Source organism: Salmonella enterica subsp. enterica serovar Typhimurium str. LT2, assembly GCF_000006945.2.
Taxonomy (GTDB): Bacteria; Pseudomonadota; Gammaproteobacteria; order Enterobacterales; family Enterobacteriaceae; genus Salmonella; species Salmonella enterica.
In genome coordinates, this window is sequence record NC_003197.2 from 2,810,317 (window position 1) to 2,827,156 (window position 16,840).

The 16,840-nt window shown below is 50.8% G+C and carries 20 protein-coding genes and 22 other annotated features; of the genes, 9 read left to right on the top strand and 11 right to left on the bottom strand.

Annotated features, from left to right (window positions below):
- Positions 1–30 precede the first annotated feature (30 nt).
- Both tyrA and aroF read right to left on the bottom strand, forming a co-directional pair.
- The gene (gene tyrA / locus STM2669; RefSeq protein NP_461599.1) for a chorismate mutase T occupies positions 31–1,161 on the bottom strand. Within the gene, positions 31–1,152 belong to an annotated coding region; the region does not span the whole gene.
- Positions 1,156–1,161 (bottom strand) — a ribosome-binding site (putative RBS for tyrA; RegulonDB:STMS1H002759). It overlaps the preceding gene by 6 nt.
- Positions 1,162–2,368, bottom strand: a protein-coding gene (aroF, locus tag STM2670; RefSeq protein ID NP_461600.1) for a 3-deoxy-D-arabinoheptulosonate-7-phosphate synthase. Within the gene, positions 1,162–2,232 belong to an annotated coding region; the region does not span the whole gene.
- Positions 2,207–2,223, bottom strand: a protein binding site (putative binding site for TyrR, RegulonDB: STMS1H000388). (Overlaps the previous gene by 17 nt.)
- Positions 2,240–2,245, bottom strand: a ribosome-binding site (putative RBS for aroF; RegulonDB:STMS1H002760).
- Positions 2,327–2,343, bottom strand: a protein binding site (putative binding site for TyrR, RegulonDB: STMS1H000386).
- Positions 2,344–2,352 (bottom strand) — a -10 signal (putative -10_signal for aroF; RegulonDB:STMLTH004559).
- Positions 2,360–2,368, bottom strand: a -35 signal (putative -35_signal for aroF; RegulonDB:STMLTH004559).
- A 9-nt stretch (positions 2,369–2,377) precedes the next feature.
- Positions 2,378–2,394: a protein binding site (putative binding site for TyrR, RegulonDB: STMS1H000394), on the bottom strand.
- Positions 2,395–2,657: 263 nt separating this feature from the next.
- Positions 2,658–2,663, top strand: a ribosome-binding site (putative RBS for yfiR; RegulonDB:STMS1H002761).
- Here aroF and yfiR point away from each other — a divergent pair.
- Both yfiR and yfiN read left to right on the top strand, forming a co-directional pair.
- The gene (yfiR, locus tag STM2671; RefSeq protein NP_461601.1) for a putative periplasmic protein occupies positions 2,658–3,190 on the top strand. Within the gene, positions 2,672–3,190 belong to an annotated coding region; the region does not span the whole gene. It overlaps the preceding feature by 6 nt.
- Positions 3,169–3,174: a ribosome-binding site (putative RBS for yfiN; RegulonDB:STMS1H002762), on the top strand. It overlaps the preceding gene by 6 nt.
- The gene (gene yfiN / locus STM2672; protein NP_461602.1) for a putative diguanylate cyclase/phosphodiesterase occupies positions 3,169–4,403 on the top strand. Within the gene, positions 3,183–4,403 belong to an annotated coding region; the region does not span the whole gene. The genes yfiR and yfiN overlap by 22 nt, the downstream gene beginning before the upstream one ends.
- A gap of 156 nt (positions 4,404–4,559) precedes the next feature.
- On the opposite strand, the gene rplS is transcribed toward yfiN, so the two are convergent.
- From rplS to ffh, 5 genes are all read right to left on the bottom strand, one after another.
- Positions 4,560–4,926, bottom strand: a protein-coding gene (rplS, locus tag STM2673; RefSeq protein ID NP_461603.1) for a 50S ribosomal subunit protein L19. Within the gene, positions 4,560–4,907 belong to an annotated coding region; the region does not span the whole gene.
- Positions 4,921–4,926, bottom strand: a ribosome-binding site (putative RBS for rplS; RegulonDB:STMS1H002763). (Overlaps the previous gene by 6 nt.)
- A 21-nt stretch (positions 4,927–4,947) precedes the next feature.
- Positions 4,948–5,729 (bottom strand): tRNA (guanine-7-)-methyltransferase gene (trmD, locus tag STM2674; RefSeq protein ID NP_461604.1). Within the gene, positions 4,948–5,715 belong to an annotated coding region; the region does not span the whole gene.
- Positions 5,724–5,729 (bottom strand) — a ribosome-binding site (putative RBS for trmD; RegulonDB:STMS1H002764). Its footprint overlaps the gene before it by 6 nt.
- Before the next feature lie 30 nt (positions 5,730–5,759).
- The gene (gene rimM / locus STM2675; protein ID NP_461605.1) for a 16S rRNA processing protein occupies positions 5,760–6,320 on the bottom strand. Within the gene, positions 5,760–6,308 belong to an annotated coding region; the region does not span the whole gene.
- Positions 6,315–6,320, bottom strand: a ribosome-binding site (putative RBS for rimM; RegulonDB:STMS1H002765). Its footprint overlaps the gene before it by 6 nt.
- 6 nt (positions 6,321–6,326) lie before the next feature.
- Positions 6,327–6,584 (bottom strand): 30S ribosomal subunit protein S16 gene (gene rpsP, locus STM2676; protein ID NP_461606.1). Within the gene, positions 6,327–6,575 belong to an annotated coding region; the region does not span the whole gene.
- Positions 6,579–6,584: a ribosome-binding site (putative RBS for rpsP; RegulonDB:STMS1H002766), on the bottom strand. It overlaps the preceding gene by 6 nt.
- Positions 6,585–6,888: 304 nt before the next feature.
- Positions 6,889–8,263, bottom strand: a protein-coding gene (gene ffh, locus STM2677; protein ID NP_461607.1) for a 4.5S-RNP protein. Within the gene, positions 6,889–8,250 belong to an annotated coding region; the region does not span the whole gene.
- Positions 8,258–8,263 (bottom strand) — a ribosome-binding site (putative RBS for ffh; RegulonDB:STMS1H002767). Its footprint overlaps the gene before it by 6 nt.
- Before the next feature lie 152 nt (positions 8,264–8,415).
- Between ffh and corE the strand changes: the two genes are divergently transcribed.
- The 3 genes from corE (at position 8,416) to STM2680 (ending at position 11,239) form a co-directional block, all read left to right on the top strand.
- Entirely contained in the window at positions 8,416–9,207 is a 792-nt protein-coding gene (gene corE, locus STM2678; protein NP_461608.1) for a putative cytochrome c-type biogenesis protein, read from the top strand.
- 64 nt (positions 9,208–9,271) lie between these two features.
- Complete coding sequence (gene yfjD / locus STM2679; RefSeq protein NP_461609.3) at positions 9,272–10,513, top strand: hypothetical protein; 1,242 nt, start codon at positions 9,272–9,274, stop codon at positions 10,511–10,513.
- A 114-nt stretch (positions 10,514–10,627) separates the two neighbouring features.
- Positions 10,628–10,633 (top strand) — a ribosome-binding site (putative RBS for STM2680; RegulonDB:STMS1H002768).
- Positions 10,628–11,239 (top strand): putative cytoplasmic protein gene (locus tag STM2680; RefSeq protein NP_461610.1). Within the gene, positions 10,634–11,239 belong to an annotated coding region; the region does not span the whole gene. (Overlaps the previous feature by 6 nt.)
- A 34-nt stretch (positions 11,240–11,273) precedes the next feature.
- On the opposite strand, the gene grpE is transcribed toward STM2680, so the two are convergent.
- Both grpE and STM2682 read right to left on the bottom strand, forming a co-directional pair.
- The gene (gene grpE, locus STM2681) for a molecular chaparone (RefSeq protein NP_461611.1) occupies positions 11,274–11,876 on the bottom strand. Within the gene, positions 11,274–11,864 belong to an annotated coding region; the region does not span the whole gene.
- The gene (locus tag STM2682; RefSeq protein NP_449071.1) for a putative cytoplasmic protein occupies positions 11,861–12,059 on the bottom strand. Within the gene, positions 11,861–12,055 belong to an annotated coding region; the region does not span the whole gene. Before STM2682 ends, grpE begins: the two co-directional genes overlap by 16 nt.
- Positions 11,871–11,876 (bottom strand) — a ribosome-binding site (putative RBS for grpE; RegulonDB:STMS1H002769). It overlaps the preceding gene by 6 nt.
- Positions 11,972–11,977 (top strand) — a ribosome-binding site (putative RBS for yfjB; RegulonDB:STMS1H002771).
- Between STM2682 and yfjB the strand changes: the two genes are divergently transcribed.
- From yfjB to smpA, 3 genes are all read left to right on the top strand, one after another.
- Positions 11,972–12,865 (top strand): putative kinase gene (yfjB, locus tag STM2683; protein NP_461613.1). Within the gene, positions 11,987–12,865 belong to an annotated coding region; the region does not span the whole gene. The two genes, STM2682 and yfjB, sit on opposite strands and share 88 nt — an antisense overlap.
- Positions 12,054–12,059, bottom strand: a ribosome-binding site (putative RBS for STM2682; RegulonDB:STMS1H002770). It overlaps the preceding gene by 6 nt.
- Positions 12,866–12,937: 72 nt before the next feature.
- Positions 12,938–12,943, top strand: a ribosome-binding site (putative RBS for recN; RegulonDB:STMS1H002772).
- The gene (recN, locus tag STM2684) for a protein used in recombination and DNA repair (RefSeq protein NP_461614.1) occupies positions 12,938–14,612 on the top strand. Within the gene, positions 12,951–14,612 belong to an annotated coding region; the region does not span the whole gene. (Overlaps the previous feature by 6 nt.)
- A gap of 132 nt (positions 14,613–14,744) precedes the next feature.
- Positions 14,745–14,750 (top strand) — a ribosome-binding site (putative RBS for smpA; RegulonDB:STMS1H002773).
- Positions 14,745–15,099 (top strand): small membrane protein A gene (gene smpA / locus STM2685; protein ID NP_461615.1). Within the gene, positions 14,761–15,099 belong to an annotated coding region; the region does not span the whole gene. Its footprint overlaps the feature before it by 6 nt.
- A gap of 165 nt (positions 15,100–15,264) precedes the next feature.
- Here smpA and yfjF read toward each other — a convergent pair.
- Together yfjF and yfjG are read right to left on the bottom strand one after the other, a co-directional pair.
- The gene (gene yfjF, locus STM2686; RefSeq protein NP_461616.1) for a putative cytoplasmic protein occupies positions 15,265–15,565 on the bottom strand. Within the gene, positions 15,265–15,555 belong to an annotated coding region; the region does not span the whole gene.
- Positions 15,545–16,021 carry a putative oligoketide cyclase/lipid transport protein gene (yfjG, locus tag STM2687; RefSeq protein ID NP_461617.1) on the bottom strand — a complete coding sequence of 159 codons (477 nt, stop codon included), beginning with the start codon at positions 16,019–16,021 and terminating at the stop codon, positions 15,545–15,547. Before yfjG ends, yfjF begins: the two co-directional genes overlap by 21 nt.
- Positions 15,560–15,565, bottom strand: a ribosome-binding site (putative RBS for yfjF; RegulonDB:STMS1H002774). (Overlaps the previous gene by 6 nt.)
- 139 nt (positions 16,022–16,160) lie before the next feature.
- Positions 16,161–16,166: a ribosome-binding site (putative RBS for smpB; RegulonDB:STMS1H002775), on the top strand.
- Between yfjG and smpB the strand changes: the two genes are divergently transcribed.
- Positions 16,161–16,653, top strand: a protein-coding gene (gene smpB / locus STM2688) for a small protein B (RefSeq protein ID NP_461618.1). Within the gene, positions 16,171–16,653 belong to an annotated coding region; the region does not span the whole gene. (Overlaps the previous feature by 6 nt.)
- Positions 16,654–16,840 lie beyond the last annotated feature (187 nt).

Here is a 16,840-nt window from a genome sequence, read left to right on the forward strand (position 1 = left end):
CAAAGCTGGCTTTTAGTATAGATGTCATCATTATGGTCGGCTGTCATTCGCCTGACGCAATAACACACGGCTTTCATTCTGGAAGCGTCTGGCATAATCGCCAAACCAGTGTTCAACTTTGCGAAAACTGTCGATAAAAGCCTGCTTATCACCCTGTTCCAGTAACCCGATCGCATCGCCAAAACGTTTATAGTAACGCTTGATAAGCGCCAGATTGCGCTCCGACGACATAATAATGTCCGCATACAGTTGCGGGTCCTGGGCGAACAGACGCCCGACCATCGCCAGCTCCAGTCGATAAATCGGCGATGATAGCGCCAGAAGCTGCTCAAGCTGGACGTTCTCTTCCGCCAGATGCAGCCCATAAGCGAAGGTAGCAAAGTGGCGCAACGCCTGGATAAAAGCCATGTTCTGATCGTGCTCGACAGCGCTAATTCGATGCAACCGCGCGCCCCACACCTGGATTTGCTCAAGGAACCACTGATACGCTTCCGGTTGACGCCCGTCACACCAGACCACCACCTGCTTCGCCAGGCTCCCGCTGTCCGGACCAAACATCGGATGCAAGCCCAACACGGGGCCATCATGGGCCGCCAACATTGCCTGCAACGGACCGCTTTTCACCGATGCCAGATCGACCAGAATACAGTCGGACGGCAGGGGCGGCAGTTGCGCTATGACCTGTTCAGTAACATGAATCGGCACGCTGACGATCACCATTCCGGCATCGGCGACAATGTCCCTGGCGCGCGGCCAGTCCTGCTGTTCCAGAATACGGACCTGATAGCCCGACAGCGTGAGCATTTTTTCAAACAGACGCCCCATCTGTCCGCCGCCGCCCACAATGACGACCGGACGCAGAGAAGGACAAAGCGTTTTGAACCCCTTATCATTTTCGCTGGAGTAAGATTCACGCATTACCCGGCGCAGGACATCTTCAATGAGATCGGGCGGGACACCGATCGCTTCTGCTTCCGCCCGTCGTGAAGCCAGCATAGAGGCCTCACGCTCCGGCACGTAAATAGGCAGGCCAAAACGGCTTTTCACCTCGCCGACTTTGGCAACCAGTTCCAGGCGCTTAGCCAGTAAATTCAACAACGCTTTATCGACATCATCTATTTGATCGCGTAATGCGGTCAATTCAGCAACCATAACAACCTCTTATGCGACGCGCACCGCCAGCTGGCCGCTCAAATCTTTATGAATTTCACGTAACAGGGCATCGGTCATCTCCCAGCTAATACAAGCATCGGTGACGGAAACGCCATACTTCATTTCGCTGCGCGGCTGTTCGGAAGACTGGTTACCCTCATGAATATTACTTTCAATCATTAAGCCAATGATTGAACGATTGCCATCTTTAATCTGCGCAACCACAGATTCGGCAACGGCTGGCTGGCGGCGATAATCTTTATTGGAGTTACCATGACTGCAATCTACCATCAGCGAAGGACGTAGTCCCGCCTGTTCCATCTCTTTTTCACACTGAGCGACATCTGCCGGGCTATAGTTTGGCGCTTTGCCGCCACGCAGAATCACATGGCCATGCGGATTTCCCTGGGTTTGCAATAACGCAACCTGACCGGCCTGGTTAATGCCAACAAAACGATGAGGTTGCGCAGCGGCGCGCATGGCGTTAATCGCTGTCGCCAGGCTGCCATCCGTGCCGTTTTTAAAGCCGACCGGCATAGAAAGACCAGACGCCATTTCGCGGTGGGTTTGCGATTCGGTTGTGCGCGCCCCTATCGCCGACCAGCTAAACAGATCGCCCAGGTATTGCGGGCTGTTCGGATCCAACGCTTCGGTCGCCAATGGCAACCCCATATTCACCAGTTCCACCAGTAGCTGACGCGCTATTTTCAACCCGGCTTCCACATCAAATGAGCCATCCATGTGAGGATCGTTAATCAGCCCTTTCCAGCCGACGGTAGTTCGCGGCTTTTCAAAATAGACGCGCATTACCAGATAGAGGCTATCGCTGACCTCTGCGGCAAGGGCTTTAAATCGACGGGCATATTCCAGAGCGGTTTCAGGATCGTGAATAGAACAAGGACCGCATACCACCAACAGACGCGGATCGCGCCCGGCAATAATGTCAGAAATGATTCCCCGGGACTGCGCTATCTGCGCTTCCTGCGCCAGGCTCAAGGGAAAGGCCGCTTTAAGCTGCTCCGGCGTCATTAATACCTGTTCATCGGTGATACGTACGTTATTCAGCGCGTCTTTTTGCATGATGGCGATCCTGTCTTTTCTTGTTTGCGATAGTTGATCCTCCACGAGGATGTTTAAACCATACCACAAAAAGTAAAGATTTCAATCCATATTACGTAAAATAAACTTTACACCATGCGCAATCGTCGATTAATCTCCCTCATTTCGTATCAAAAACTTTACACAACAAGTGAATTATTTTATTCCCAGCCTCAGAAAAGCGGTAAAATGAGCGATGCTCGCTATTTTTTGATTATTTTTTCTCCGCACACATATTTTTACTTTCTGATATAGGGTGATTAATACCATTATCACAAGAATTTAATATCAGGGATATCACTTAAATTATTCATATTATCAATAAGACATAATGACGATATGGCAAAATAATGTTATTTTGCTACAAACAATCACGGATGTATTTTAATGCTTTACGACTGAAGATGGTGGGGACTTGTTAATGCGTTTTTCTCACCGATTTATCCTTCTGTTATCGCTATTATTAGCAAGCTTGCCTCTGTATGCTCAACGCGTCACGGAAGAAGAGAAATCCGTACGCGCCATCGTCTCCGGTATCGTCAGTTATACACACTGGCCGGCGTTATCCGGGCCGCCAAGGCTATGCATATTTTCATCTGCGCGTTTTGTCAGGGTACTTAGCGAAGAGGCTGACTGGGCTTTCCCTTATCAACCGCTTGTCATCCGTACCACACAAGAAGCCCTGAGCGCCCGCTGTGATGGTTTTTACTTTGGCAATGAATCGCCAGCTTATCAGGTGGAGTTAACGCGTCATTATCCAGTTAATGCCTTGTTATTAATTGCCGAGCAAAATACCGAATGTATTATTGGCAGCGCATTTTGTCTGATCATTAACAATGATGAAGTCAAATTTTCCGTCAACCTGGACTCCCTCTCGCATAGCGGCGTGAGAGTAAATCCAGAAGTATTAATGCTTGCACGGAATCAAAAGCATGAATAAGGAATTTTCTCTGTCCAGGCCAACATTTAAACGCACACTACGGCGGATTAGTATAATCAGCGTGCTGCTTACAATGACATTGATCTGGCTATTAATTTGCGTTGCGTCTGTCCTTACGCTCAAACAGTATGCGCAAAAGAATCTCGATTTGACCGCCGCCACAATGGCCCATAGCCTTGAAGCGGCACTGGTATTTTCCGATAACGCGGCCGCAGCGGAAACGCTCGCCACACTGGGACGCCAGGGACAATTTTCAGCGGCGGAGGTCCGCGATAAAAATGGCCGTACTATCGCCTCATGGCGCTATGATGCGCGAGCCGCAGACGATAAGCTCATTGGCTTAATTAGCCACTGGCTTTTTCCATTGCCGGTATCACAACCCGTCTGGCACAACGGCAGGGCCATCGGCGAAGTACGGCTTGTCGCCCGCGACAGCCTTATTGGTCATTTTATCTGGCTATCGCTGGCAGTGCTGACAGGATGTATTCTGCTGGCATCCGGCATTGCCCTGCTGCTCACGCGTTATTTACACAATGGCGTTGTGGATGCGCTGCAAAATATTACTGAAGTTGTACACGACGTTCGCACTAACCGAAATTTTTCACGCCGGGTACCTGATGAGCGTATTGCGGAATTTCACCTGTTTGCGCAGGATTTCAATAGCCTTCTGGATGAGATGGAAGAATGGCAGCTACGGCTTCAGGCTAAAAATGCCCAGTTACTACGTACCGCGTTGCACGATCCGCTGACGGGGCTTGCCAATCGCGCGGCATTTCGCAGCTGTATTAACGCGCTGATGAAGGACAATTCCGCTCGTAGCAGTTCGGCATTGTTATTTCTGGATGGCGATAACTTTAAATATATTAATGATACCTGGGGACATGCGGCAGGCGACCGCGTACTTATAGAGGTTGCCAAAAGATTAGCGGAATTCGGTGGTAGCCGTTATCAGACTTACCGACTCGGCGGCGATGAATTTGCGATGGTGCTTTACGATGTACATTCGGAATATGAAGTACAACGTATTTGCGCAGCGCTATCCCAGGCGTTTAATCGACCTTTTGAACTGCATAACGGCCAGCGAATAACGATGACCCTGAGTATTGGCTTTGCGCTGACATGGGAACATGCCACTGCCGAAAAACTACAAGAACTGGCCGATCGAAATATGTATCAGGCTAAACACCGGCGTGCGGAGCGCTCGCTAAACTAAGGAACGGGCCTGGCCGTTTCTGACTCAGCGTTGAGACCACTGACCCAGCCTAATCATGCAACCATCTATGGCGTGGAGCAAACCCATAAAAAAGGGGCCAGCGTAATGCCAGCCCCTTCTTTTCTACAAGCTTTCGGATGTTGCGAAAGCGCGTTCTTAGTTAAGACGCTCTTTGATACGAGCCGCTTTACCAGTACGCTCACGCAGGTAGTACAGTTTAGCTTTACGAACAGCACCACGACGTTTAACAGCAATGCTGTCAACTACCGGAGAGTGAGTCTGGAAGACACGCTCAACGCCTTCGCCGTTGGAAATTTTACGAACAGTGAATGCAGAGTGCAGACCGCGGTTACGAATAGCGATAACCACGCCCTCGAATGCCTGCAGACGTTTCTTGGTACCTTCAACAACCCATACTTTCACTTCCACGGTATCGCCCGGACGGAAGGAAGGTACGTTCTGCTTCATCTGCTCTTGTTCAAGTTGCTTAATAATGTTGCTCATAATTTAATCTCTTATCCTGGGTAAACTGATATTCGGGGGCCTATGCCATCCCATCATGTTTATGCTGCTGTTGTGCGTGTTCTGTTTTGAACTCCGCCAGCAACCTTGCTTGCTCTTCAGTCAGAGCCAGGTTTTCCAGAAGTTCAGGTCTTCTAAGCCAGGTTCGGCCCAGCGACTGTTTCAAACGCCAGCGACGTATCTCAGCATGGTTTCCCGACAGCAATACTGGCGGTACTTCCATCCCCTCTAACACTTCAGGGCGCGTATAGTGCGGACAATCCAGCAACCCATCAGCAAACGAATCTTCGATTGCTGATGCCTCATGCCCCAGAACCCCCGGTATAAACCGGGCGACGGAGTCAATCAGCGTCATTGCCGGTAGTTCGCCACCGCTGAGAACGTAATCGCCAATTGACCATTCTTCGTCAATTTCGGTCTGAATTACGCGCTCATCTACGCCTTCGTAGCGACCACACACCAGAATAAGCTTCTGATTCGTGGCCAGCTCGCTAACGCCCGCTTGATCAAGCTTGCGTCCCTGAGGCGACAGATAAATCACTTTAGCGCCTTCACCTGCCGCGGCTTTTGCTGCGTGAATGGCGTCCCGCAAGGGTTGCACCATCATTAACATCCCCGGTCCGCCGCCGTAAGGACGGTCGTCCACGGTACGGTGCCGGTCATGCGCGAAGTCGCGAGGACTCCAGCTTTGGATGTTCAGCAGGCCTTTTTTTACTGCCCGGCCAGTTACCCCGTAATCGGTAATTGCGCGGAACATTTCAGGAAACAGGCTAACTATGCCAATAAACACAAGCCAATCCCCATAACGCCATTTATTACCGTTTATTCGGTGGTTTAAAAACCAGGATCCCAGTCTACTTCGATAGTACGAGTAGCGAGATCGACTTTCTTGATAACCTGCCCATCGAGGAACGGTACTAGTCGTTCCTTGATACCAAATGCATCTTTCAGGTTCGCCTTAATGACGAGAACGTCATTCGACCCGGTTTCCATCATGTCGATAACTTTACCGAGATCGTAGCCTTCAGCGGTGACTACCTGGCAGCCCATCAGGTCTTTCCAGTAGTAGTCTCCCTCCTCAAGCGCAGGAAGTTGCGAGGAATCCACGACAATTTCGCAATTGGTCAGAAGATTCGCGGCATCTCGATCGTCAACGCCTTTCAGCTTGATGATCAGATCCTGATTGTGGTGCTTCCAGCTTTCCAGCTGTACCTGCTGCCACTGACCCGCCTTCTGGATAAACCAGGGCTGATAGTCAAAAATGCTTTCGGCGTCTTCAGTGGAGGAAAACACTCTGAGCCAACCACGGATACCGTATGAAGAACCCATTTTCCCCAGTACAACCGGTTCAGCGGGTACTTGTGCGGCGAGTTGCTTGCTCATCATGACCACCGTGACAGATTAAGCTGCTTTTTTTACTTCTTTGATCAGCGCCGCAACGCGATCGGAAATGGTTGCGCCCTGGCCAACCCAGTGAGCGATGCGATCCAGATCCAGGCGGGTGCCTTCTTCTTTTTCGCTAGCGATTGGGTTGAAGAAACCAACGCGCTCAATGAAGCGACCGTTGCGTGCATTACGGCTGTCGGTGACAACAACCTGGTAGAACGGACGCTTTTTAGCGCCGTGACGAGCTAAACGAATAGTTACCATAACATCCTCTTGTGTGAATAAAACAACCGGGCCCCATCGAGGAACGGAGCCCGGCGTCATATTAAAAGCCCGAAAATTTTACTGATTTCTGGGAAAAAAGCAATCAACATGTGATGAAGCTTGATTCCAGGGCGTGACCGTTGCAGCCAGTTTGGCGTCGGCGTGCGCGCAGAAAGCGGAGCGTACACGCAGTACGTGAGCATTTACTCGCTCCGCTCGCCCTTCGGGCCGCCCTAAAGGGCGTTCAAAACACTATCGTGTTTTGTCGAGCACACTCCGGCGTCAAAATGGCAAATAAGGTAGCCCGATATATTTATCTACCCGGGAAGCCTGGCGGCATCATCCCCTTCATACTCCGCATCATCTTCGCCATCCCGCCCTTCTTCATCTTCTTCATCATGCGCTGCATGTCGTCGAACTGTTTCAGAAGGCGGTTAACGTCCTGCACCTGCATCCCACAGCCCTGCGCGATACGACGCTTGCGGGAACCTTTGATGATTTCCGGCTTCGCGCGTTCTTTCAGCGTCATCGAATTGATGATCGCCTCCATACGCACCAGCACCTTGTCATCCATCTGCGATTTAACGTTGTCCGGAATCTGCCCCATGCCCGGTAATTTGCCCATCAGACTGGCCATACCGCCCATGTTTTTCATCTGTTTGAGCTGTTCCAGGAAGTCGTTCAGGTCGAAACCGTCGCCTTTCTTCAGTTTGGTCGCCAGCTTCTCAGCCTGTGCGCGGTCAACTTTGCTTTCGATATCTTCGATAAGAGACAGTACGTCGCCCATGCCGAGAATACGCGAGGCGATACGATCCGGATGGAATGGCTCCAGCGCGTCGGTTTTCTCGCCGACACCGAGGAATTTAATCGGCTTGCCGGTGATATGACGAATAGAGAGCGCCGCACCGCCACGCGCATCACCATCAACTTTGGTCAGCACCACGCCGGTTAACGGCAGCGCTTCGTTAAAGGCTTTTGCGGTATTCGCCGCATCCTGACCGGTCATCGCATCGACGACAAACAGCGTTTCTACTGGCTTGATAGAAGCGTGGACCTGTTTGATTTCGTCCATCATCGCTTCGTCAACATGCAGACGACCGGCGGTATCCACCAGCAGCACGTCGTAGAATTTGAGCTTCGCTTCTTTCAGCGCGGCGTTGACGATATCAACCGGTTTCTGGCCGACATCAGACGGGAAGAAATCCACGCCAACCTGCTCAGCCAGCGTTTCGAGCTGTTTGATCGCCGCCGGGCGATAGACGTCGGCAGAGACGACCAGCACTTTCTTCTTGTGCTTCTCGCGCAAGAATTTACCCAACTTACCGACGCTGGTGGTTTTACCCGCCCCCTGCAGACCCGCCATCAATACTACGGCTGGCGGCTGCGCAGCTAAATTCAGCGTCTGGTTCTCTTCGCCCATCGCCGCAACCAGTTCGCTACGGACAATCTTGACGAACTCCTGCCCTGGGGTCAGGCTCTTGTTAACTTCATGACCAACCGCTTTCTCTTTTACGCGATTGATGAACTCACGCACTACCGGCAGCGCAACGTCAGCCTCCAGCAGCGCCATGCGCACTTCGCGCAGCGTCTCTTTAACGTTGTCTTCAGTAAGGCGCCCACGGCCACTGATATTGCGCAGCGTGCGCGACAAACGATCGGTTAAATTATCAAACATTGTCTCTCGCCTGGGGTGGAAACGGTTGGTCGCCGCAGCGACACAGTTACAGAATTTCGCCACAGTATACCATGAAGCCGTCTTTGTTGTTATGCAACGGTTGGAGCTGCGGTCACGTAACGCTATACTGCTTCTCTTTCTCACTGGTCAACTGTCGACACAACTATGCCCGTTTTTGCTTTACTTGCCCTTGTCGCCTACTCCTTCAGCCTCGCGCTGATCGTTCCCGGACTGTTGCAAAAAAACAGCGGCTGGCGGCGTATGGCTATTCTTTCTGCGGTCATCGCGCTGGTGTGCCATGCTGTCGCGCTGGAATCGCGTATTCTGCCCGGCGGCGACAGTGGACAAAACCTGAGCCTGCTGAATGTCGGTTCGCTGGTCAGCCTGATGATCTGCACGGTGATGACCATTGTCGCGTCGCGTAATCGCGGCTGGCTACTTCTGCCTATTGTCTATGCTTTTGCGCTGATTAACCTGGCCTTCGCCACGTTCATGCCTAATGAATATATTACGCATCTGGAAGCGACCCCAGGCATGATGGTGCACATCGGTCTGTCGCTTTTCTCTTACGCGACGCTGATAATCGCCGCTCTGTATGCGCTACAGCTGGCGTGGATCGACTATCAGTTGAAGAACAAAAAGCTGGCGTTTAGTAATGAAATGCCGCCATTGATGAGCATTGAGCGCAAAATGTTTCATATCACGCAGATTGGCGTCGTACTGCTGACCCTTACTCTGTGTACCGGCCTGTTTTACATGCATAACCTGTTCAGTACTGAAAATATTGATAAAGCCGTGCTCTCTATCGTGGCATGGTTTGTCTATATCGTTCTGCTGTGGGGGCATTACCATGAAGGCTGGCGGGGTCGGCGGGTCGTGTGGTTTAACGTCGCAGGCGCGGGTATTCTGACGCTGGCCTATTTTGGTAGCCGCATATTACAGCAATTTGTAAGCTAAGCTTTTAAAGGAGTTTCCCCTGGAACACATCTCCACCACCACGCTGATTATCATATTAATCATCATGGTGGTCATCTCGGCCTATTTTTCCGGTTCCGAAACTGGAATGATGACGCTAAACCGTTACCGTTTACGCCATATGGCGAAGCAAGGTAATCGCTCGGCAAAACGGGTAGAAAAATTATTGCGTAAACCCGATCGACTGATAAGCCTGGTGCTGATCGGCAATAACCTGGTCAACATTCTTGCCTCGGCGCTCGGCACGATTGTGGGTATGCGGCTTTACGGCGACGCCGGCGTGGCTATCGCCACCGGGGTACTGACGTTTGTCGTGTTAGTTTTTGCTGAAGTCCTGCCCAAAACTATCGCCGCGCTCTATCCGGAAAAAGTGGCCTATCCCAGCAGCTTCCTGCTGGCGCCGTTACAGATACTGATGATGCCGCTGGTGTGGTTACTTAACACCATCACCCGCCTGCTGATGCGTCTGATGGGAATTAAAACGGACATCGTGGTCAGCGGGTCGTTAAGCAAAGAGGAATTACGCACTATCGTGCATGAATCCCGTTCGCAAATCTCTCGCCGCAATCAGGATATGCTGCTGTCGGTTCTCGATCTGGAAAAGGTCAGCGTGGATGACATCATGGTGCCGCGTAATGAAATTATCGGGATCGATATCAATGACGACTGGAAGTCTATCGAGCGGCAGCTCACCCACTCGCCGCACGGACGCATTGTGCTCTATCGCGATTCGCTGGATGACGCCATCAGTATGCTGCGCGTGCGTGAAGCCTGGCGGTTAATGGCCGAGAAAAAAGAGTTCACCAAAGAGATGATGCTGCGCGCCGCCGATGAAATCTATTACGTCCCGGAAGGTACGCCGCTCAGTACGCAACTGATTAAATTTCAGCGCAATAAAAAGAAAGTCGGACTGGTCGTCAACGAATATGGCGATATCCAGGGGCTGGTCACCGTGGAAGATATTCTCGAGGAGATCGTTGGCGACTTCACCACATCGATGTCGCCGACACTGGCGGAAGAGGTCACGCCGCAAAACGACGGTTCGGTCATTATTGACGGTACCGCCAACGTCCGGGAAATCAATAAAGCGTTTAACTGGCACCTGCCGGAAGATGACGCGCGCACCGTCAACGGGGTGATTCTGGAGGCGCTGGAGGAAATTCCGGTTGCTGGCACGCGCGTGCGCATTGAGCAGTACGATATAGATATTCTCGATGTACAGGAAAATATGATTAAGCAGGTAAAGGTTGTACCGGTAAAACCGCTGCGCGAGAGTGTGGCGGAGTAACACAATGGCGAACTCCGGTTCGCCTTTTTTATCGCCGTCTTTTAAGATTCCATCAATTCCTGCCATTTACTTAACAATGCAATAATGTCTTTTCAGGCATTCAGAAAGGATATTGATGTTATGTCAGAAGATTATGTAATTGAATGGGATAAGAATTTTGCAGACGACCTCAACGTCGTCGCCAACGTTTTTTTATCACACAACCCAACCTTATGGCCCACTATTTTCTCTCAACTTTCGACGCAACCTGAAATCTTTGAAGACGAAGATGAAGACGAATATGGGTTGCAGGACGTCCTGGATTGTAGCGGTGGCGATCTCGGAAATAACGAGCTGGCACAGGCATTTTTACAAGTTCTACGCGGCGAAGGATTTATTCACCTCGTTGACTGGAAAGGTGAAGATGAAGAAGGCGAACTGGCTAATTTTGCCGCAGATCGCTTTTATGAACTCACAAAAAACCTGACGGATTCTGAGGAATTAAGAAATCTTCTTGTCGAAATAACCCAAGAGGATGAAATCTCCGATGTCTGTGAAGCCGGGGACCGTTACCTTGACGAGATCTTTGAACGCATCCAGACCGAACTCAATAAGAGGGGCTTCCAGATTTTTGATCTGAATGAAGGATCTGACACCTATAATGTGGTCGTTCTGCCAATGAGCGAATATAAAAAAATAGAGGACTTCAACACGCCGTGGCTGGAAGTGCAGGATTTTTTAAGCTAAAAAAATGGCCGACTTTACATCGGCCATCAAACTTTTACTTCGCCTTCGCTACAGTCACCATCGCCGCGCGAATGGTACGACCGTTCAGCGTATAGCCTTTCTGCATAATACCCAGCACATTGCCTGCCGGAACCTCTTCCGACTCCACCATCGCAATCGCCTGATGCACGTTCGGGTCCAGCGGCACGTTGGTCTCAGCAATCACTTCCACGCCGAATTTACGCACCACATCCAGCATAGACTTCAGCGTCAGCTCAATCCCTTCGACCATTGCCGCCATATCCGGATTGGCTTTGTCTGCGACTTCCAGCGCGCGATCCAGGCTATCGATGACCGGCAGCAATTCGTTGACGAACTTCTCGAGAGCGAATTTATGCGCTTTTTCGATATCCTGTTCAGTACGACGGCGCAGGTTTTCCATTTCCGCTTTGATGCGCAACACGGTGTCGCGTTCGCGAGTCTGGGCTTCTGCAAGCTGAACTTCCAGATTCGCAATTTTTTCATCGCGCGGATCCACCTGCTCAGCAGAATCGTTTGGTTCAACTGCCTCAACCTCTTCGTGCTGATCCATGATAATTTCTTCCGGGGCTTGCCCCTCAGGCGTTTTCTGTTCTTTACTACTCATGAATTTCTCCGCGTTTTTTTCGCATTCATCTCGCTAACTTCGCTTATTATGGGGATCAGATTCAGGGTTTCAAGGGAAGTACTCACATTGTCATCAATCTTCGCTACAAGGACCTCAGAAAAATGAATAATCATTTCAAGTGTATCGGCATTGTGGGGCATCCGCGTCATCCCACCGCACTCACGACACATGAAATGCTCTACCGTTGGCTATGCGATCAGGGTTATGAGGTCATTGTGGAGCAACAAATCGCCCACGAATTACAGCTAAAAAATGTGCCAACCGGCACGCTGGCGGAAATTGGTCAACAGGCGGATCTGGCGGTAGTTGTGGGCGGCGACGGCAATATGCTTGGCGCAGCGCGTACGCTGGCGCGTTATGACATCAATGTGATTGGCATTAACCGCGGTAATCTTGGCTTCCTGACCGATCTCGATCCGGACAACGCCCTGCAACAATTATCTGATGTGCTGGAAGGGCGCTATATCTCCGAAAAACGTTTTCTGCTGGAAGCGCAGGTCTGCCAACAGGACCGCCAGAAGCGTATCAGCACAGCCATTAATGAAGTGGTGCTGCATCCGGGAAAAGTGGCGCATATGATCGAATTCGAGGTTTATATTGATGAAACCTTCGCTTTTTCACAGCGATCTGATGGTCTGATCATTTCTACGCCGACCGGCTCCACCGCCTATTCGCTCTCCGCAGGCGGCCCTATTCTGACCCCTTCACTGGATGCCATCACCCTGGTGCCGATGTTCCCGCATACCTTGTCGGCACGCCCGTTAGTCATTAACAGCAGTAGCACGATTCGTCTGCGTTTTTCGCATCGCCGTAGCGATCTGGAAATTAGCTGCGACAGTCAGATAGCGCTGCCTATTCAGGAAGGAGAAGATGTGCTGATTCGCCGCTGCGACTACCATCTCAACCTGATACATCCCAAAGACTATAGCTATTTCAATACATTAAGCACAAAACTCGGCTGGTCAAAAAAATTATTCTAATTTTACGTTAGCCTCTTTACTGTATAAAAAACCAGTTTATACTGTATTTAATTACAGTCATGGTTTTTCATACAGGAAAACAGCTATGTTGGCGCAACTGACCATCAGCAATTTTGCTATCGTTCGTGAGCTTGAGATCGATTTTCAGAGCGGAATGACCGTCATTACTGGTGAAACCGGCGCGGGTAAATCTATTGCGATTGATGCCCTGGGTCTGTGTCTGGGCGGTCGCGCTGAGGCCGATATGGTCCGTACCGGAGCGACCCGCGCCGATTTGTGTGCCCGCTTTGCGCTGAAAGACACGCCTGCGGCATTGCGCTGGCTGGAAGAAAACCAGCTTGAAGAAGGTCGCGAATGCTTACTTCGCCGCGTTATCAGCAGCGATGGCCGCTCACGGGGCTTTATTAACGGCACCGCTGTGCCCCTGTCTCAATTGCGCGAGCTCGGTCAGTTGCTGATTCAAATTCACGGCCAACATGCGCACCAGCAGCTTACCAAACCCGAACAGCAAAAATCGCTGCTGGATAGCTATGCCAACGAAGCCGCTTTAGCGCAGCAGATGGCTGCTCGCTACCAATTATGGCATCAAAGCTGCCGCGATCTCGCCCATCACCAGCAACAAAGCCAGGAACGCGCCGCGCGCGCGGAACTGCTGCAATATCAGTTAAAAGAGTTGAACGACTTTAATCCGCAGGCCGGCGAATTCGAGCAAATTGACGAAGAGTACAAACGGCTGGCCAACAGCGGGCAGTTGCTTACGACCAGCCAGAACGCTCTGGCGCTACTCGCGGACGGCGAAGACGTTAACCTGCAAAGCCAGTTATATAGCGCAAAACAACTGGTTAGCGAGCTGGTAGGTATGGACAGCAAGCTTTCCGGCATCCTGGATATGCTGGAAGAAGCCACTATCCAACTCACCGAAGCCAGCGATGAATTACGCCACTATTGCGAGCGTCTGGATTTAGACCCCAATCGCCTGTTTGAGCTTGAACAGCGCATCGCTAAACAAATTTCGCTGGCGCGAAAACATCACGTCAGCCCGGAAGCGCTGCCGCAGCTTTATCAGTCACTGCTCGAAGAACAGCAGCAGCTCGACGATCAGGCCGATTCGCTGGAAACGCTAACGCTGGCGGTTAATAAGCATCACCAACAAGCGCTGGAAACGGCGCAAGCGCTGCATCAACAGCGTCAGTTTTACGCCCAGGAGCTGGGGCAGTTGATCACTGAAAGTATGCATTTACTTTCGATGCCGCACGGTCTGTTTACTATCGACGTGAAATTTGATGAGCATCATCTGAGCAACGACGGCGCCGATCGCGTGGAGTTTAAAGTGACGACAAACCCAGGTCAGCCGCTGCAGCCTATCGCTAAAGTCGCGTCTGGCGGTGAACTGTCGCGCATTGCGCTGGCTATTCAGGTGATTACCGCGCGCAAAATGGAAACGCCAGCGCTGATTTTTGACGAGGTCGATGTTGGCATCAGCGGCCCAACCGCCGCCGTGGTCGGTAAACTCCTGCGTCAGCTTGGCGAATCCACTCAGGTGATGTGCGTCACTCACCTGCCACAGGTAGCCGGGTGCGGTCACCAGCACTTCTTTGTCAGTAAAGAAACAGACGGGGCAATGACCGAAACCCATATGCAACCTTTGGATAAACGTGCGCGTTTACAGGAACTGGCCCGCCTGTTGGGAGGAAGTGAAGTTACGCGTAATACGCTGGCAAACGCAAAAGAACTGCTGGCGGCGTAAACTTTTTTATCTCCCGAAGGTCTGAGTTCACAACAAAAACGCCGTAAGACCCGACAGCAAAAGGTTTTAAAGTGATGAAAGGTCTATTATCATCGGCATATTAATATGAGCCACGTACTGCTCAGGCCCGAAAAGGAACCCAATCACTATGCGCTGTAAAACGCTGACTGCTGCCGCAGCAGTACTCCTGATGTTGACCGCAGGCTGTTCCACTCTGGAGCGAGTGGTTTACCGACCTGACATCAATCAGGGGAACTATCTTACACCTACGGATGTCGCCAAAGTGCGTGTTGGTATGACGCAACAACAGGTTGCGTATGCTTTAGGCACGCCGATGATGACCGATCCTTTTGGTACGAACACCTGGTTTTATGTCTTCCGCCAGCAGCCAGGACATGAGAACGTGACGCAGCAGACTCTGACGCTCACCTTTAACAGCAGCGGCGTGTTAACCAATATTGATAACAAACCGGCGTTGACGAAGTAATTTTGTGATACCGCCTGATGAGGTTACGTTCATCAGGCCTGCAAACCTCTCCCCCGCCATTTGGTACGAATTTGCCTGATGGCGCTACGTTTATCTGGCTTACAGGCACGCCTGTGCTTCAGGTGTGGTACGGCTTTCACACCGTTATCCGGCAAAAGAGGCTAATTATCTACCAGCCGATTTTTCGGCGCGCTGGCGGCGTAATGCTTTTGGATCGGCGATTAAGGGACGGTAAATTTCAACCCGATCGCCATCCTGCACCGTATCGGTGAGTTTTACCGGACGACTGTAGATACCTACTTTATTTTTCGCCAGATCGATATCCGTGCGCAATTCCAGCAAGCCGGAAGCGCGAATCGCCTCTTCGACCGTCGCGCCCTCCTCCAGCGTTACGCGCTGCAAATACTGCTTTTCCGGCAGCGCATAAGCCACTTCAACCACAAGTTTATCCGGCACGGTAAACCTCTTTGGCGCGAACCGTAAACGCCTGCACCATGTTGGACGCTAACTCTTTGAATATACGACCAAACGCCAGCTCAATGAGTTTATTGGTAAACTCAAAATCAAGCTGAAACTCAATACGGCACGCCTCGGGGCTGAGCGGGGTAAATTTCCAGCCGCCGATCAGCTTTTTAAAGGGGCCATCCACCAGATGCATCAGAATGCTCTGGTTACGCGTTAGCTGATTACGCGTCGTAAACGTCTTGCTGATACCCGCCTTCGACACGTCAACAGCCGCCGTCATCTGTGCTGGCGATGACTCCAGGACGCGACTACCAACACACCCAGGCAAAAACTGGGGATACGATTGCACGTCATTCACTAACTGATACATCTGTTCCGCACTGTAGGGGACTAAAGCAGTCCGACTAATCTGAGGCATAGCAATTCCCATCAACATAAATCGTGTAAATAATACCACTTATCAGCGAGTAAAAAAAATGCTGTCCCCAACCGTCATGCCTTAATTGTGCGTGCATAGCCCAACTCATGCTAAGATAGATTTTTGCACCTCATCAGGACGTAATGGGGTGTTTTCGATATCAGATTACCTATGAATTCACGACACTTATGACGAAGAAAAAAGCACATAAACCGGGCTCAGCCACCATCGCGCTGAATAAGCGCGCCCGGCACGAATACTTTATCGAAGAAGAGTTCGAGGCTGGTCTCGCCCTGCAAGGCTGGGAAGTAAAATCTCTGCGCGCAGGAAAAGCCAATATCGGCGACAGTTACGTTATCCTCAAAGATGGCGAGGCCTGGCTGTTTGGCGCAAACTTTACGCCGATGGCGGTCGCCTCGACACATGTTGTATGCGACCCAACCCGAACCCGCAAACTGTTGTTAAATCAGCGTGAGCTTGATTCGCTGTATGGCCGTATTAATCGTGAAGGTTATACTGTCGTCGCGCTTTCTCTGTACTGGAAAAATGCCTGGTGCAAAGTGAAGATCGGCGTGGCGAAAGGTAAAAAACAACATGATAAACGTTCCGATCTTAAAGAACGTGAGTGGCAACTGGATAAAGCACGCATTATGAAAAATGCAGGCCGATAATAGACATTTTTTGTGACCAGCTTCTCAGTATGAAGCTGGTCAATGTTCATATCTCATGCATGCCTCGAAAATATATTCTCTGTGTCTGACGCTTATCAATAGCAATAAATACCACAACAAGAATATATTCTTTGTTTAAAAATTTTTATAGTCTAATAACACAATACTTCAAATGATTTTTATAAAA

Bases quoted from the DNA above. Each gene is read 5' to 3' on its own strand.
- STM2680 (NP_461610.1), top strand. From the start codon at position 10,634: ATGTCAGAAGATTATGTAATTGAATGGGATAAGAATTTTGCAGACGAC.
- rimM (NP_461605.1), bottom strand. From the start codon at position 6,308: ATGAGCAAGCAACTCGCCGCACAAGTACCCGCTGAACCGGTTGTACTG.
- smpB (NP_461618.1), top strand. From the start codon at position 16,171: ATGACGAAGAAAAAAGCACATAAACCGGGCTCAGCCACCATCGCGCTG.
- yfiR (NP_461601.1), top strand. From the start codon at position 2,672: ATGCGTTTTTCTCACCGATTTATCCTTCTGTTATCGCTATTATTAGCA.
- yfjD (NP_461609.3), top strand. From the start codon at position 9,272: ATGGTGGTCATCTCGGCCTATTTTTCCGGTTCCGAAACTGGAATGATG.
- smpA (NP_461615.1), top strand. From the start codon at position 14,761: ATGCGCTGTAAAACGCTGACTGCTGCCGCAGCAGTACTCCTGATGTTG.
- aroF (NP_461600.1), bottom strand. From the start codon at position 2,232: ATGCAAAAAGACGCGCTGAATAACGTACGTATCACCGATGAACAGGTA.
- yfiN (NP_461602.1), top strand. From the start codon at position 3,183: ATGAATAAGGAATTTTCTCTGTCCAGGCCAACATTTAAACGCACACTA.
- yfjB (NP_461613.1), top strand. From the start codon at position 11,987: ATGAATAATCATTTCAAGTGTATCGGCATTGTGGGGCATCCGCGTCAT.
- grpE (NP_461611.1), bottom strand. From the start codon at position 11,864: ATGAGTAGTAAAGAACAGAAAACGCCTGAGGGGCAAGCCCCGGAAGAA.
- rpsP (NP_461606.1), bottom strand. From the start codon at position 6,575: ATGGTAACTATTCGTTTAGCTCGTCACGGCGCTAAAAAGCGTCCGTTC.
- rplS (NP_461603.1), bottom strand. From the start codon at position 4,907: ATGAGCAACATTATTAAGCAACTTGAACAAGAGCAGATGAAGCAGAAC.
- recN (NP_461614.1), top strand. From the start codon at position 12,951: ATGTTGGCGCAACTGACCATCAGCAATTTTGCTATCGTTCGTGAGCTT.
- ffh (NP_461607.1), bottom strand. From the start codon at position 8,250: ATGTTTGATAATTTAACCGATCGTTTGTCGCGCACGCTGCGCAATATC.
- tyrA (NP_461599.1), bottom strand. From the start codon at position 1,152: ATGGTTGCTGAATTGACCGCATTACGCGATCAAATAGATGATGTCGAT.
- STM2682 (NP_449071.1), bottom strand. From the start codon at position 12,055: ATGTGTCGTGAGTGCGGTGGGATGACGCGGATGCCCCACAATGCCGAT.
- corE (NP_461608.1), top strand. From the start codon at position 8,416: ATGCCCGTTTTTGCTTTACTTGCCCTTGTCGCCTACTCCTTCAGCCTC.